General features: G+C 76.0%; 11 protein-coding genes. 3 read left to right on the forward strand and 8 right to left on the reverse strand.

Annotated features, from left to right (window positions below):
- Positions 1–74 precede the first annotated feature (74 nt).
- Entirely contained in the window at positions 75–2,894 is a 2,820-nt protein-coding gene (mftG, locus tag E9529_RS12785; RefSeq protein WP_236831540.1) for a mycofactocin system GMC family oxidoreductase MftG, read from the reverse strand.
- Complete coding sequence (locus tag E9529_RS12790; RefSeq protein WP_236831541.1) at positions 2,891–3,760, reverse strand: MBL fold metallo-hydrolase; 870 nt, start codon at positions 3,758–3,760, stop codon at positions 2,891–2,893. The genes mftG and E9529_RS12790 overlap by 4 nt, the downstream gene beginning before the upstream one ends.
- Before the next feature lie 58 nt (positions 3,761–3,818).
- Here E9529_RS12790 and E9529_RS12795 point away from each other — a divergent pair, with 58 nt between their 5' ends.
- Positions 3,819–4,367 carry a hypothetical protein gene (locus E9529_RS12795; protein ID WP_236831542.1) on the forward strand — a complete coding sequence of 183 codons (549 nt, stop codon included), beginning with the start codon at positions 3,819–3,821 and terminating at the stop codon, positions 4,365–4,367.
- Positions 4,368–4,375: 8 nt separating this feature from the next.
- On the opposite strand, the gene E9529_RS12800 is transcribed toward E9529_RS12795, so the two are convergent.
- The 4 genes from E9529_RS12800 to E9529_RS12815 form a co-directional block, all read right to left on the reverse strand.
- Positions 4,376–5,737: a M23 family metallopeptidase gene (locus E9529_RS12800; RefSeq protein WP_236831543.1), complete on the reverse strand. Its 1,362-nt coding sequence runs from the start codon at positions 5,735–5,737 to the stop codon at positions 4,376–4,378.
- Between the two features lie 162 nt (positions 5,738–5,899).
- Positions 5,900–6,694 (reverse strand): ATP-binding cassette domain-containing protein, encoded by a 795-nt coding sequence (locus tag E9529_RS12805; RefSeq protein WP_236831544.1) that lies wholly within the window; start codon positions 6,692–6,694, stop codon positions 5,900–5,902.
- Positions 6,691–7,632, reverse strand: coding sequence for an ABC transporter permease (locus E9529_RS12810; RefSeq protein WP_236831545.1), 942 nt, complete (start codon positions 7,630–7,632; stop codon positions 6,691–6,693). The genes E9529_RS12805 and E9529_RS12810 overlap by 4 nt, the downstream gene beginning before the upstream one ends.
- 113 nt (positions 7,633–7,745) lie before the next feature.
- Positions 7,746–8,738: a sugar ABC transporter substrate-binding protein gene (locus E9529_RS12815; RefSeq protein ID WP_304505638.1), complete on the reverse strand. Its 993-nt coding sequence runs from the start codon at positions 8,736–8,738 to the stop codon at positions 7,746–7,748.
- 137 nt (positions 8,739–8,875) lie between these two features.
- Between E9529_RS12815 and E9529_RS12820 the strand changes: the two genes are divergently transcribed.
- Together E9529_RS12820 and E9529_RS12825 are read left to right on the forward strand one after the other, a co-directional pair.
- Complete coding sequence (locus E9529_RS12820) at positions 8,876–9,940, forward strand: Glu/Leu/Phe/Val dehydrogenase (RefSeq protein WP_236831547.1); 1,065 nt, start codon at positions 8,876–8,878, stop codon at positions 9,938–9,940.
- 162 nt (positions 9,941–10,102) lie between these two features.
- Entirely contained in the window at positions 10,103–10,324 is a 222-nt protein-coding gene (locus E9529_RS12825) for a DUF3073 domain-containing protein (RefSeq protein ID WP_236828763.1), read from the forward strand.
- A gap of 93 nt (positions 10,325–10,417) precedes the next feature.
- Here the strand turns inward: E9529_RS12825 and purM are convergent, their stop codons facing one another.
- On the reverse strand, positions 10,418–11,473 hold the full coding sequence (gene purM / locus E9529_RS12830; protein ID WP_236831548.1) for a phosphoribosylformylglycinamidine cyclo-ligase: 1,056 nt from the start codon (positions 11,471–11,473) through the stop codon (positions 10,418–10,420).
- Positions 11,470–13,008 carry an amidophosphoribosyltransferase gene (gene purF, locus E9529_RS12835; protein WP_236831549.1) on the reverse strand — a complete coding sequence of 513 codons (1,539 nt, stop codon included), beginning with the start codon at positions 13,006–13,008 and terminating at the stop codon, positions 11,470–11,472. The genes purM and purF overlap by 4 nt, the downstream gene beginning before the upstream one ends.
- Between the last annotated feature and the right edge of the window lie 165 nt (positions 13,009–13,173).

Raw genomic sequence — 13,173 nt, forward strand, 5'->3', positions numbered from 1 at the left:
CGCTGACAACCGCGGTGATGCGCCTCGCGGTGGTGCGGGCATCGCACCCACGACGCCGCGGACGCTGCCGAAACTCAACCGGTCATGAGATCGGCCGCGCGCTCGCCGACCAGCACCGCGGTGGCCGCCGGGCCGCGGCTGGGCACCCGCGGCAGCACCGAGGTGTCGGCCACCCGCAGCCCCTGGACGCCCCGCACCCGGAGTTCCTGGTCCACCACGGCACCCGGATCGCTCTCCGGGCCCATGCGGGCGGTCCCGGACAGGTGCACCGCGGTGGTCAGGCGGGCGGCGATCCAGGCGTCGAGCGCTGCGTCGTTCCCCGCCGGGAGCTCGCCGGGCTCGCCCAGCCCGGCGAGCGCGCGGGTGCGCAGGAGCTCCGCCGCGAGGCGCACCCCCTCCCGCATGCGCCGCCGGTCGGCCCCGTCCACCAGGTGGCCGTACTCCACGACCGGCGCCCCGGCCGGGTCGTCGCCGGCGAGCACCAGCCGCCCCCGGCCCACCGTCCGCTGCAGCGCGACCCCGACCTCGACCACCGCGTCCCCGGGTGCGGCGCGGCCGGTCATCACCTGGGCGAACGGCGCGAGCCAGGGCAGCACCTCGAGGTCGCCCGGCACCTCCGCCCCGGTCGAGGTCGCGTGCAGGGCGCCGGCCAGGGGCGCGCCGCCGGTCGCCGCGCCGGTACCGGCGCGGGCGCGGAACGGCAGGTAGACCAGCGGGTGGTCGGAGCACTCCGCGCCCACGCCGGGCGCGGCCACCAGCACGTCGAGGCCGGCGGCGCGCAGCCGGTCGGGCGGACCGATGCCGGAGAGCAGCAGCAGGTGCGCCGAGCCCACCGCGCCGGCGGAGAGCACCACCTCGTCGGCGCGCACGTCGCCGGCCGTCGTCGCCACCCCGACCGCGCGACCACGCTCGACGAGCACCCGCAGCACCCGGGTGCCGCCGCGGACGGTGAGCAGAGGGTTCCCGCGCCGCGGCGCCAGGTAGGCCGTGGCGGTGCTGATGCGCACGCCGTCGACGACGTTGCGCGGCAGCGGGCCGTAGCCGGGGTCCGCGCCGGCGTTCTTGTCCGGCTCGGCGGGGAGCCCCAGCTCCTCGGCGGCGGCCGCGAAGGCCCGCGCGAGGGGCGGCCCGCCGGAGGAACGGGTGACCGGCACCGGGCCGTCGGCGCCGTGCCCGGGGCGGTCGCCGTACTCCCTGTCGCTCTCCAGCCGGCACAGCGCCGGGAGCAGCCGCTCCCACGCCCAGAGGTCGTTGCCGGCGGCGGCCCACCCGGCGGCGTCGGCGGGCGTCGGGCGCACGAAGTAGCCGGCGTTGACGGCGCTGGAGCCGCCGCTCACCCGGCCCCGGGGCACCCGCACCTCGCGCCCGCCGGGGAGCAGCCCGGGCAGGTCCCAGTTGGCCGGGTGGCCGCTCACCGCGGCGCGCAGGGTGGCGGCGTCGCGGAGCTCGGCGGGCGCGGCCGCCGGGTCGGGGTGGTGCGCGCCGGCCTCCAGCAGCAGCACCCGCCGCCCGGCGTCGGCCAGCCGGGCGGCCAGCGGGCAGCCCGCCGTGCCCGCGCCGACCACGACGACGTCCCAGTGCTCAGCCACCGGGGAGGCCGAGCACCCCGGCAGGTCGAGCCGGCGCACCTTGCCGGTGGAGGTGCGGGGCAGCTCGGCCAGCGGGTGCAGCGACTTCGGGCGCTTGGCCGGGGCCAGCCGCTCCCGGGCCCAGCCGGCCAGCTCACCGGCCGCGGCCGGGCCGACGTAGGCGGCGACCACCCGCTGCCCCCAGTCCGGGTCGGGCACGCCGAACACCGCGCTCTCGACCACCCCCGGGTGCGCGTCGAGGACGGCCTCCACCTCGGCCGGGTAGACGTTCACGCCGCCGGAGATGACCAGGTCCTCCCGCCGGCCGTCCAGCCAGACCGTGCCGTCGGCGTCCACCCGGCCCAGGTCGCCGACGGTCACCCGGTCCCCCCGCCACGCCGCCGCCGTCTTGTCCGGGGCCCGCCAGTACTCGAAGCGCGCCCAGCGCGGCACGGCGCACCACAGCTGCCCGCGCTCGTCGGTCTCCAGCCGCCGCCCGGGCCGGGCCCGGCCGACGCTGCCGGGGTGGGCCAGCCAGTCGTCGGGCGAGCAGACGGTGAACTGCGCCTCGGTGGAGCCGTAGAACTCCCACACGCTGCCGGCGGGCAGCGCCGCCAGGACGGCGCGCTTCAGCGGCTCCGGGCAGGGCGCCCCGGCGTGCACCAGCCGGCGGAACGAAGACCAGTCGACGTCGTCGCGCGCGAGCAGCCGCTGCAGGTGGGTGGGCACGCAGAACGCCGTCGTCGGCCGCAGCTCGGAGAGCACCCGCGCCGCCCGGGCGGCGTCGAAGGGCCCGGGCAGGAGCACCTCGCCCCCGGCGAGCAGCGTGTGGACGGCGAACCGCAGCGGCGCGCTGTGGTGCAGCGGGGAGAGGACGACGTGCCGGTCGCGCGGGCCGAACTCCCACAGGTCGATCTCCTCGCCGGCCAGGGAGCGCGCGTCGTCCCCGGTCAGGACGCCGGACCACACGCCCTTGCGGCGGCCCGTCGTGCCGGAGGTGTAGTGCATCGGCCGGGCCAGCGGCACCGGGGCGAGCGGCGCCTCGGCCTCGCCCAGCAGCCGCGCAGGCTCGGCGCCGACGTCCAGCGCCGGATCGGCGTCCTGCGCCAGCGCCGCCCGCTCCGCTGCCGGCAGCGCCGGGTCGAGCACCACGGGCACGATTCCGGTGCGCAGGGCCCCCAGGACGACGGCGAGCAGCTCGGGCGAGGCCGCCGCCGAGACCAGCAGGCGGTCCCCCTCCCGCACCCCGGCCGCGGCCAGCCCGGCGGCGGCGCGGCGCTGGTCCCGCTCGCTGCCGGCCGCCGTGACGACGGGGACGCCGGTCACGCCGGCCGCACCCCGTCGTCGCCGGTGAGCTGCACCCGGCCGTCGGCGGCGAGCTTGTCCAGCGTGGCGCGGGTCGACTGGGCGGCGGCCGGCCACACCTCGCGCGGCACGTCGACGTAGACCGTGGCCACCAGCTCGTCGACGCTCGCGGCGCCGGCGGACAGGGCGTCGAGCAGCTGCTGCTCGCGGTGCGCCCGGTGCGCCAGGTAGTACTCGAGCACCGCGCCCGGGTCGGTGGTCAGCTCCGGGCCGTGGCCGCAGTAGAGGGCGCTCGGGCCCAGGTCGTGCACCCGCCGCAGCGACTCGAGGTAGGCGACGACGTCGCCCTCGGGGTGGGTGACCACCGACGTGCCGCGCCCCAGCACGTGGTCGCCGACCAGCACCGCGCCCGACTCCAGGCGGAACGCCAGGTGGTCGGCGGTGTGCCCGGGGGTGCCGACGACGTCGATCGCCGTCCCTGCCAGCGCGAGCCGCTCCCCCGGCGCCAGCACCCGGCCCGCAGGACCCGCGACGTCCCCGGAGGCGGCGGCGACGGGTGCGCCGAGCCGCGCCCCCCAGGGCAGCGCCGCCTCGGCGTGGTCGCCGTGGTGGTGGGTCACCAGGACCGCGACGCAGCGCGCCGACCGGGCGGCCAGCACCGCCTCCACGGCCGCGAGGTGGGCGGGGTCGTCGGGCCCGGGGTCGACCAGCACCGCCTGCCCGCTCCCCGGTGCGCCCACCACGTAGGTGTTCGTGCCGTCCAGGGTCATCGGCGAGGGGTTGGGCGCCAGGACCCGGGTGACCAGGGGCTCCAGCTCGGCGGTGCGCGGCAGGGTGCCGGGCGCGGGGAGCCCCCACGAAGCACGGGGATCGGTCGGGACGTCCACGTCGGGCACGCTAGCCGCGAGGCCCCCGGGACGCGCGACCGGCCGCTACCCTCCGGCTGTGCGCCGTTCCCTCATCCGGTCCGCGCTGCTCCCCGCCGCGACCGCCCTCGCCCTGCTCGCCGGCTGCGGCGGCTCGGACGACGACGGCACCACCGCGGCCGAGGACACCACCGCGGCCGCGGAGACCACCGCCACCGACGAGACCACCGCTCCCGGGGAGGCGACCGCGTCGGAGAGCCCGGCCGCCGCCGGGAGCCGGTTCTGCACGGAGGCAGCCGGCATCCAGGAGCGGCTCTCCGGCAGCGCCCTGACCGGGGACCCCGCCGACCTGCCCCAGCTCTTCCGGGACGCGGCGCAGGAGATCCGCGCGATCGAGCCCCCCGAGGAGCTCGCCGCGAACTGGGCGGCGCTGGCCGACGGCGCCGAGCAGATCGCCGGCACCCTGCAGGACATCGACGTCACCGCCCCGGACGCCCTGGCCACCCTGCAGGAGCGGCTCGCCCCGCTGGAGCAGGAGCTGGGCCAGGCCTCCGACGACGTCGAGCGGTACCTGGTCGAGGAGTGCGGCCTGGCGCTGCCCACCGAGGAGGGCGCGCCGGCCACCTGAGGCCGCGCTCAGCCGCCGCAGCCGCCGACGAACACCCCGCGCGCGTTGAGCCACGGCACCGGGTCCACGTGCCCGCCGTACATCCGCCCGCTGGGGTGGACCTCGAAGTGCAGGTGCGGGCCGGTGGACTGACCGCGGTTGCCCACCTCGGCGATCTTCTCCCCCGCGGACACCCGCTGCCCGGCGGCGACGAAGTACCGGTGGACGTGGCCGTACACGGTGACCGCGCCGTCGTCGCCCTCGATGTAGACGGCGTAGCCGAAGCCGGTGGCGGTGCCGGCGCGCCGGACCACCCCGCTGGTGACCGCGTAGACGTCGGTGCCGATCGGGGCCGCGATGTCCACGCCCCCGTGCAGGGCGCCCCAGCGCCAGCCGTAGCAGCTCGACACCCGGCCCGAGGTCGGCTTGATGTAGCCGCCCCCGCTGACCGCGCCGCCACCACCGCCGCCACCGCCGCCCGCGTTGGCGCGGTTGCGGGCGGCCTCCGCCTCCGCCTCGGCCTGGCGGGCGGCGCGCTCGGCAGCCTCGCGGGCCGCCGCCTCCTCGGCTGCCTTCTGCGCGACCCACTGGTCGTGGGCGTTCCGGGCGCCCTGCAGCTCGAGGAGGTGGATCTGGGCCGCCTGCAGCTGCTGCTCGTACTGCGCCTTCTGCCTCTCGATCTCGGCGTAGGCGGCCTGCTGGGTGGCGAGCTGGGCGTCGGCCTGGGCCTTGGCCGCCTCGGCGGTCTCCTCCGCGGTCGCGCGCTCGTCGCGGGTCGCCCGGGCACTGGACTCGGCGTTGGCCTGGCGGACCCGGGCCACCTCGAACTGGCCCAGGACGTCGAGCTGGGTGGCCGCGACGTAGTCGAGCATCGCGGCGCGCTGGATCAGCTCGCCGGGCCCCTCGGCGTCGAGGAGGGCCGCGGAGCTGGTCAGGCTCCCACCGTTCATGTAGCTGTCCCGGGAGAACTCGGCGATCCGCAGCGCCGCCGCCGCGACCGCCTCGTCGGCCACGCGCAGCTCCTCCGCCGCCCGGTCCGCGGCCTCCTGGGCCAGCTGCAGCTCCTCGACCGCCGCCTCGTAGGCGGTGCCGGCGGCCTCGGCCAGGACCCCGACGCGCTCGAGGTCCGCCTCGGCGGTGGCGACCAGGGCCCGGATGCGGCCCACCTCCGCGGCGGCGGCGTCCTGCTGGCTGCGTGCGGCGCCGAGCTGGTCGTCGGTGGGGTTGGGCGGGGGCGGCGGGACGGCGACCGCCGGTGCCGCGGTGAGCACGAGCGCAGCCCCCGCGACCACCCCGACCAGGGCGGTGCGCAACCTGCGGGGTGAGCGGCCCTCGACCGGACGGCGACCGGCCCGTGGCGTCACCGGTCCGTGCGGACGGCGCTGGGACATGAGCTCGCTCCCTGGGGAAGAGGGTGTGCGGTCTGGCCAGCGAACGGTCCCACTGTCACCGGGAGTCACAAAGGCAACACGCGGAGCCTGTGCCGGGCCGCGGCGAGAACGGTGCGTGACCGTCTCATCGCGGTCGGTATGTCGACAGCAGCGTTCCGGAGGTCAGCCGCCGGGCCGCTCCAGCTCGTGCGCGAGCGCCTCCAGCTCGGCCCCGCCGGCCATCAGCCGGGTCAGCTCCTCCCGGCTGATGTCGGGTTTGGCGAACTCGCCCAGGCTGCGCCCCCGGTTGAGCACCAGGAAGCGGTCGCCGACCGGGTGGGCGTGGTGCGGGTTGTGCGTGATGAGCACGACGCCGACCCCGCGGTCGCGGGCCTGCGCCACGTAGCGGAGGACGACGCCGGCCTGCTTGACGCCCAGCGCCGAGGTCGGCTCGTCGAGGATGAGCACCCGCGCGCCGAAGTGCACCGCCCGCGCGATGGCCACCGACTGCCGCTCGCCGCCGGAGAGGGTGCCCACCGGCTGGTCGGGGTCGCGGATGTCGATCCCCATCGCCGCGAGCTCCCGACGGGTGGTCTCCTTGGCGCGGGCGGCGTCGAAGCGACGGAAGGGTCCCCAGCCGCGGGTGGGCTCGGCGCCGAGGAAGAAGTTCCGCCAGATCGACATCAGCGGGATCATCGCCAGGTCCTGGTAGACCGTCGCGATGCCGGCGTCGAGCGCGTCGCGGGGCGAGCCGAAGGCCACGGGCGCCCCGTCGAGCAGCACCGTGCCGCGGTCGGCCGGGTGCACGCCCGCCAGCACCTTGATCAGCGTGGACTTCCCGGCGCCGTTGTCACCCAGGACGCAGGTGACCTCCCCGGCGCGCACGGTCGCGTCGATGCCGTCGAGCGCGATCACCGAGCCGTGGTCCTTGCCGACGCCGCGCAGCTCGAGCAGCGGCGCGGAGGGTGCGGGCGTCACCGGCGGGCCGCCTCGGCGTAGCGGCGGACCAGCCGGTTGGCGAGGACCGCGAGCAGCAGCATCGCCCCGAGGAAGAAGTAGAACCAGTCGGCGTCCCAGCGCAGGTAGGGGATGCCCAGCAGGGTCATGCCGAAGATCAGCGCCCCCAGGGCGGCCCCGACCGCCGAGCCGAACCCGCCGGTGAGCAGGCACCCGCCGATCACCGCGGCGACGATGTATATGAGCTCCTGGCCGATGCCGGTGTTCGCCTGCACCGAGGTCAGGCGCACCGCCAGCGTCGTCCCGACGAACCACGCCGCGGCCGCCGTCGTCATGAACAGCGCGATCGTGGTGCGCCGGGCGGGCACGCCGACGTTGCGCGCGGCGACCTCGTCCCCGCCGGTGGCGAACACCCAGTTGCCGAAGCGGGTGCGCAGCAGCACCCAGCTGGCCAGCGCGGTGAACAGCAGCCACCACAGGACCGCCACCCGCACCTCGGCGCCGAGGACCTGCACCCGCGAGGCGAAGACCCACTCGGCGGCGGCGTAGCCCGGCGCGTCGTCGATCCCGCCGACGGTGACCGTGCCGGTGAACAGCTTGGTCAGGCCGAGGTTCAGCCCCTGGAGCATCAGGAAGGTGCCCAGCGTGATGATGAAGCTCGGCAGCCGGGTGCGGGTGACCAGCCACCCGTTGGCGAAGCCGATCGCCAGGGCGAGCACCAGCGCGGCCCCGATGGCCACCCAGACGTTCTGGCCCAGCTCGGTGGCCACGATGCCCACGGTGAGCGCCGTCGTCCCCGTCATCACGCCGGCGGAGAGGTCGAAGTGCCCGCCGATCATCAGCAGCGCGACCGCCACCGCCATGATGCCGAGCGTCGACGCCGGGTCCAGCCAGTTCGCGATGCCCCGCGGCGAGCGGAAGACCTCGGACTGGACGGCGAAGAAGGTGAAGACCGCCACCGCGCCCACCAGCGCGCCGAGCTCGGGCTTGACCAGCAGCCGGCGCAGCGGGCCGGGGGCGCTCAGCCGCTCGTCGACCCGCTCCCCGGCCGGGGCGGGCTCCGTCCGGGTGCTCAGCGGGTGCCCTCCGCGGCCAGGTCGGCGATCTCGTCGACGTTCTCGGCGTCGACGAAGCCGGGGCCGGTCAGCACCGGCTGCCCGCCGCCGACGGTGTTCAGGTTCTCCGCGTAGAGCTTGACCATCACCACCGGCAGGTAGCCCTGCTCGTACTGCTGCTGGTCGACGGCGAAGGCGATGTCGCCGTCCTGGATCCCGCTGATGACGTCCGCGTCGAGGTCGAAGGTGGCCACCCGGGCGTCCGAGCCGGCGTCCGCGGCGGCCTCGACCGCCACCGGGGCGAGCGCGGAGTTCAGGGTGAGCACGGCGTCGATGGCCGGGTCGCTCTGCAGCTGGGAGGCGATCGTCGACTGCGCGCCGGGGAGGTCGTTGATGTCCACCTGGACGCGGGAGAAGGCCTCCGGTGCGCCGCCCGCCTCCGTGAAGCCCTGCTCGGCGCCCGAGCAGCGCTGGTCCAGGCCGATGTTGCCGGCCTCGTGGACGACGCACAGCACGCTGGTCGCGCCCTCCTCGGCCAGCCGCCGGCCCGCCCCCTGGCCCGCGACCACCTCGTCCTGGCCGACGTGCCCGATCGCGCCGAACTCCGCCGAGCGGTCGCCACCGGAGTTGACGGTGACGACCGGGATGCCGGCGCCCGTCGCCGCCTCGATCGAGTCCTGCAGGGCGTCGGGGTTGGCCATCGAGACGACGATGCCGTCCACTCCCTGGTTGACCGCGGCGTCGATGAGCTGCGCCTGGCGCTGGGGATCGCCGTCGCTCTGGTAGTCGACGTCGATGCCGAGGTCCTCGCCGGCCGCCTCGGCGCCGTTCTGCACGACGTCCCAGAAGGCGTCGCCGGCCGAGCCGTGCGTGACCACCGCGACGGCGAGGTCGCCGCCCCCGCCGCCCGAGGCTTCACCCCCGCCGCCACCGCCGCCGTCCGTGGTGCACGCGGAGAGGAGCAGGGGCGCGGCCGCGGCGAGTGCCAGCAGTCGCTTCGGTGCGGCCATCGGGGGTTCCTCCTGTGCTCGCGGGCGCGGGCCCGCGCATCCGTCCGCCCAGGATCATGCCCCGCCGGTCCGACGGCGCCGTCGCGGAGGCTCCCGGCGGGGCGCTCCGCGCCGTCCGGGCGGCCTAGTCTTCCGTCGTGGACGTGCTGGCATCCGGTCATGAGCAGGTCGTCTTCTGCAGCGATCCCGGGTCGGGGTTGAGGGCGGTCATCGCCATCCACTCCACCGCGCTCGGGCCCGCGCTCGGGGGGACGCGCTTCTACCCCTACGCCGACGAGGACGCGGCGGTCGCCGACGTGCTGCGGCTCTCGGCCGCCATGACCTACAAGAACAGCCTGGCCGGGCTGGACCTCGGCGGCGGCAAGGCCGTGATCATCGGCGACCCCCGCACCGACAAGACCGAGGCGCTGCTGCGGGCCTACGGGCGGTTCGTGGAGTCGCTGGGCGGGCGCTACCTCACCGCCTGCGACGTGGGCACCTACAACGCCGACCTGGACCTCGTGGCCCGCGAGACGCGGTACGCGCACGGCCGGTCGGAGGCCTACGGCGGGTGCGGCGACTCCTCCGTCCTCACCGCCTACGGGGTCTTCCAGGGCATGCGCGCGGCCGCGCAGCACTGCTGGGGCGGCCCGTCGCTGGCCGGCCGCACCGTCGCCGTCGCCGGGGTGGGCAAGGTCGGGTCGTGGCTCGTGGACCACCTGGTGCAGGACGGCGCCGACGTGGTGGTCTCCGACGTCGACCCCGGCGCGGTCGAGCGGGTGCGGGCCCGGCACCCGCAGGTGCGTGCCGTCGCGGACACCGCCGCCCTGGTGCGCACCCCGCACGACGTCTACGCGCCCTGCGCCCTCGGCGGGGCGCTGGACGAGGAGACCGTGGCGGCGCTGACCGGCCGCATCGTCTGCGGTGGCGCGAACAACCAGCTCGCCGACCCGGGGGCGGCCGAGCGGCTGCGCGCCCGCGGCATCCTCTACGCGCCGGACTTCCTGGTGAACGCCGGCGGCGTGATCCAGGTGGAGGACGAGCGGCACGGCTTCTCCTTCGACCGCGCCCGGGCGAAGGCCTCGGGGATCTTCGACGTCGCCCTGCGGGTGTTCGCGCTGGCCGACGCCGAGGGCGTCTCCCCTGCCGTCGCGGCCGACCGGCTGGCCCAGGAGCGGATCGACTCGGTCGGCCGGCTGGCCACGATCCGGCTCCCGCGCTGAGCGAGGCGGGGCTCACGCACCTCCGGAGGGGGAGGGCGTGTGCCCCTCGCCGATCCGTGTCGTAATGTTGTCCGAGACATAGTCACTCAGTCGGGGTCGCCACGCGGGCCGCATCAGCCGCTTGGCTGGGCCTCCGCACTCCGTAATGAGGGGGTCGAGCCGATGGGGCGCGGCCGAGCGAAGGCCAAGCAGACACGCGTGGCCCGTGAGCTCAAGTACAGCTCACCGAACACCGACCTCTCCGCGCTGCAGCGGGAGCTGGCGGGTTCTCCGTCGACGTACACCGCGCCGAGCGCGGCGAAGGACGACGAGGACGAGGACGACGAGTACGCCGACCGCTGGGCGGACGACGACTCGGACGACGACTGGGCGGCCAGCCGCTGACCGGCGGCAGGACCACCTGATCCGTCGCACCCACGACACCGCGGCCCTCCGGGGCAGCGGTGTCGTGGCGTTGCGCACCGGACGCCGGGGCGGCTAGCGGTAGGCGCCGACGAGCTCCGCCGCGGGCGCGTCTCCACCCTGCTCGCGCACCGTGCCGACGACCCACGCGGGAACGCCGCGCCCGGTGAGCCGGGCGACGGCGGCGTCGGCCTGCTCCGGGGCCACCGCGGCCACCATGCCCACGCCGCAGTTGAACGCCCGCTCGCTCTCGGCCCGCGGCACTCCGTGCTCCTCCAGGAGCCGGACGGCGGCCGGCAGCGTCCAGGTGTCCCGGTCGAGGACCGCCTGCAGGCCCGGGGGGACGACCCTCGCGGTGTTGCCGGCCAGCCCGCCGCCGGTGATGTGGGCGAAGGCGTGCACCGCCTCGACCCCGAGCTCCTCGACCAGCGCCAGGCAGTCGCGGGCGTAGATGCGGGTGGGCTCGAGCAGCTCGTCGCCCAGCGGGCGGTCCAGGCCGGCCGGCGTGGCGGTGAGGTCCAGGCCGGCGGCGGAGACGACGCGCCGCACCAGCGAGTAGCCGTTGGAGTGGAAGCCGCTGGAGGCCATCGCGATCACCGCGTCGCCGGCCCGCACCCGCTCCGGGCCCAGGACGGCGTCGGCCTCGACGACCCCGACCGCGGTGGCGGCGAGGTCGTACTCGTCGGCGTCCATCAGGTCGCCGTGCTCGGCGGTCTCCCCGCCCACCAGGGCCGCGCCGGCCAGCGTGCAGCCGGTCGCGATGCCGGTGACGATCGCCGCGATCCGCTCCGGCACGACCTTCCCGCAGGCGACGTAGTCCTGCAGGAACAGCGGCTCGGCGCCGCAGGCCACCAGGTCGTCGACGACCATCGCGACCAGGTCGATGCCCACCGTGTCGTGCCGGTCCAGCTGCCGGGCCAGGGCGATCTTCGTCCCGACGCCGTCGGTGGAGGAGGCCAGCAGCGGCTTCCGGTACTTCTGCACGTCGAGCGCGAACAGCCCGGCGAACCCGCCGAGCCCGCCGACGACCTCGGGCCGGTTGGTCCGCTCGACGGCGGCCTTCATCAGCGTGACCGCCCGCTCCCCGGCGTCGATGTCGACGCCGGAGGCCGCGTAGGTGAACTCGCTCATGGCCGGCTGAGCGCGTCCTCGGCGCCACCGGGGACGGCGGCGCTGCCGGCCTGCTGGCCCGTCCAGCCGCTCACCGCGCGGCTGCCGATGCCCTCGAGCACGTGCTTGCCCAGCACGTCGGGCGTCCCGAGGTCGATGGGGTACTCGCCGGTGAAGCACGCCGTGCAGAGCCGGTTGACCGGCTGCTCGGTGGCGGCGATGAGCCCCTGCTCGGAGACGTAGCCGAGCGAGTCGGCGTTGATGGAGGCGCGCACGCCCTCGATGTCGAGGCCGTTGGCGATGAGCTCGGCCCGGCTGGCGAAGTCGATGCCGTAGAAGCAGGGCCACTTCACCGGCGGGCTCGAGATCCGGACGTGCACCTCGACCGCGCCGGCTTCGCGCAGCATGCGGATGAGCGCCCGCTGGGTGTTGCCGCGGACGATCGAGTCGTCGACGACGACCAGCCGCTTGCCGCGGATGACGTCGCGCAGCGGGTTGAGCTTGAGCCGGATGCCCAGCTGCCGGATGGTCTGGCTGGGCTGGATGAAGGTGCGCCCCACGTAGGAGTTCTTGACCAGGCCCAGGCCGTAGGGGATGCCGCTGGCCTCCGCGTAGCCGACGGCGGCCGGCGTCCCCGACTCGGGGACCGGGATGACCAGGTCGGCGTCGGCCGGGTGCTCCTTGGCCAGCCGCCGGCCGATCTCCACGCGGGCGGCGTGCACGCCGCGGCCGGAGATCGTGGTGTCGGGGCGGGCCAGGTAGACGTACTCGAAGACGCAGCCCTTGGGCTCGGCGGCGGCGAAGTGCTGGCTGCGCAGGCCGTTCTCGTCGATGGCGATCAGCTCGCCGGGCTCCACCTCGCGGACCACCGAGGCGCCGACGATGTCCAGGGCGGCGGTCTCGCTGGCCACCACCCAGCCCCGCTCCAGCCGGCCCAGCACCAGCGGGCGGACGCCCTGCGGGTCGCGCGCGGCGTAGAGCGTGCCCTCGTCCATGAAGGTGATGGAGAAGGCGCCGCGCAGCTGCGGCAGCACCTCCATCGCGGCCCCCTCGACCGAGAGGTCCTGGTAGGAGGCGATCAGCGCCGTCACCAGGTCGGAGTCGGTGGTCGCGGCGAAGGCCCCCGGCACACCGGCGTCGGCGGCCTTGCTGGCGAGCTCCGCGGTGTTGACCAGGTTCCCGTTGTGGCAGAGGGCCAGCCCGGTGCCGGAGTCCGTGGTGCGGAAGGTGGGCTGGGCGTTCTCCCACGTGGACGAGCCGGTCGTGGAGTAGCGGGTGTGCCCGACGGCGAGGTGGCCGCGCAGGCTGCCCAGCGTCGCCTCGTCGAAGACCTGGCTGACCAGCCCGAGGTCCTTGTAGACGACGACCGAGGCGCCGTCGGAGACCGCGATGCCGGCCGCCTCCTGCCCGCGGTGCTGGAGCGCGTACAGGCCGAAATAGGTCAGCTTCGCGACCTCCTCACCCGGCGCCCAGACCCCGAAGACGCCACAGGCGTCCTGAGGACCGGGGGACTGGGGATCGAGGTCGTGCGTCAGCCGTCCATCACCACGGGGCACGACGTCGAGCGTACCGGCGTCGGCCGCCCCACCTCCGGGGCGCTGCTGCCGACTCCCCCCGTGCGTCGCGCCGTCCGCGCTGGTCACCGCCCGCACGCACGACGGATCAGATCATTCGGCGGGAACCCCACCGGCCCCACCCGCGTTGACCGGCAACCCCCTCGC

Origin of the sequence: Blastococcus sp. KM273128 (assembly GCF_021698975.1) — a bacterium.
Lineage (GTDB): Bacteria > Actinomycetota > Actinomycetes > Mycobacteriales > Geodermatophilaceae > Blastococcus.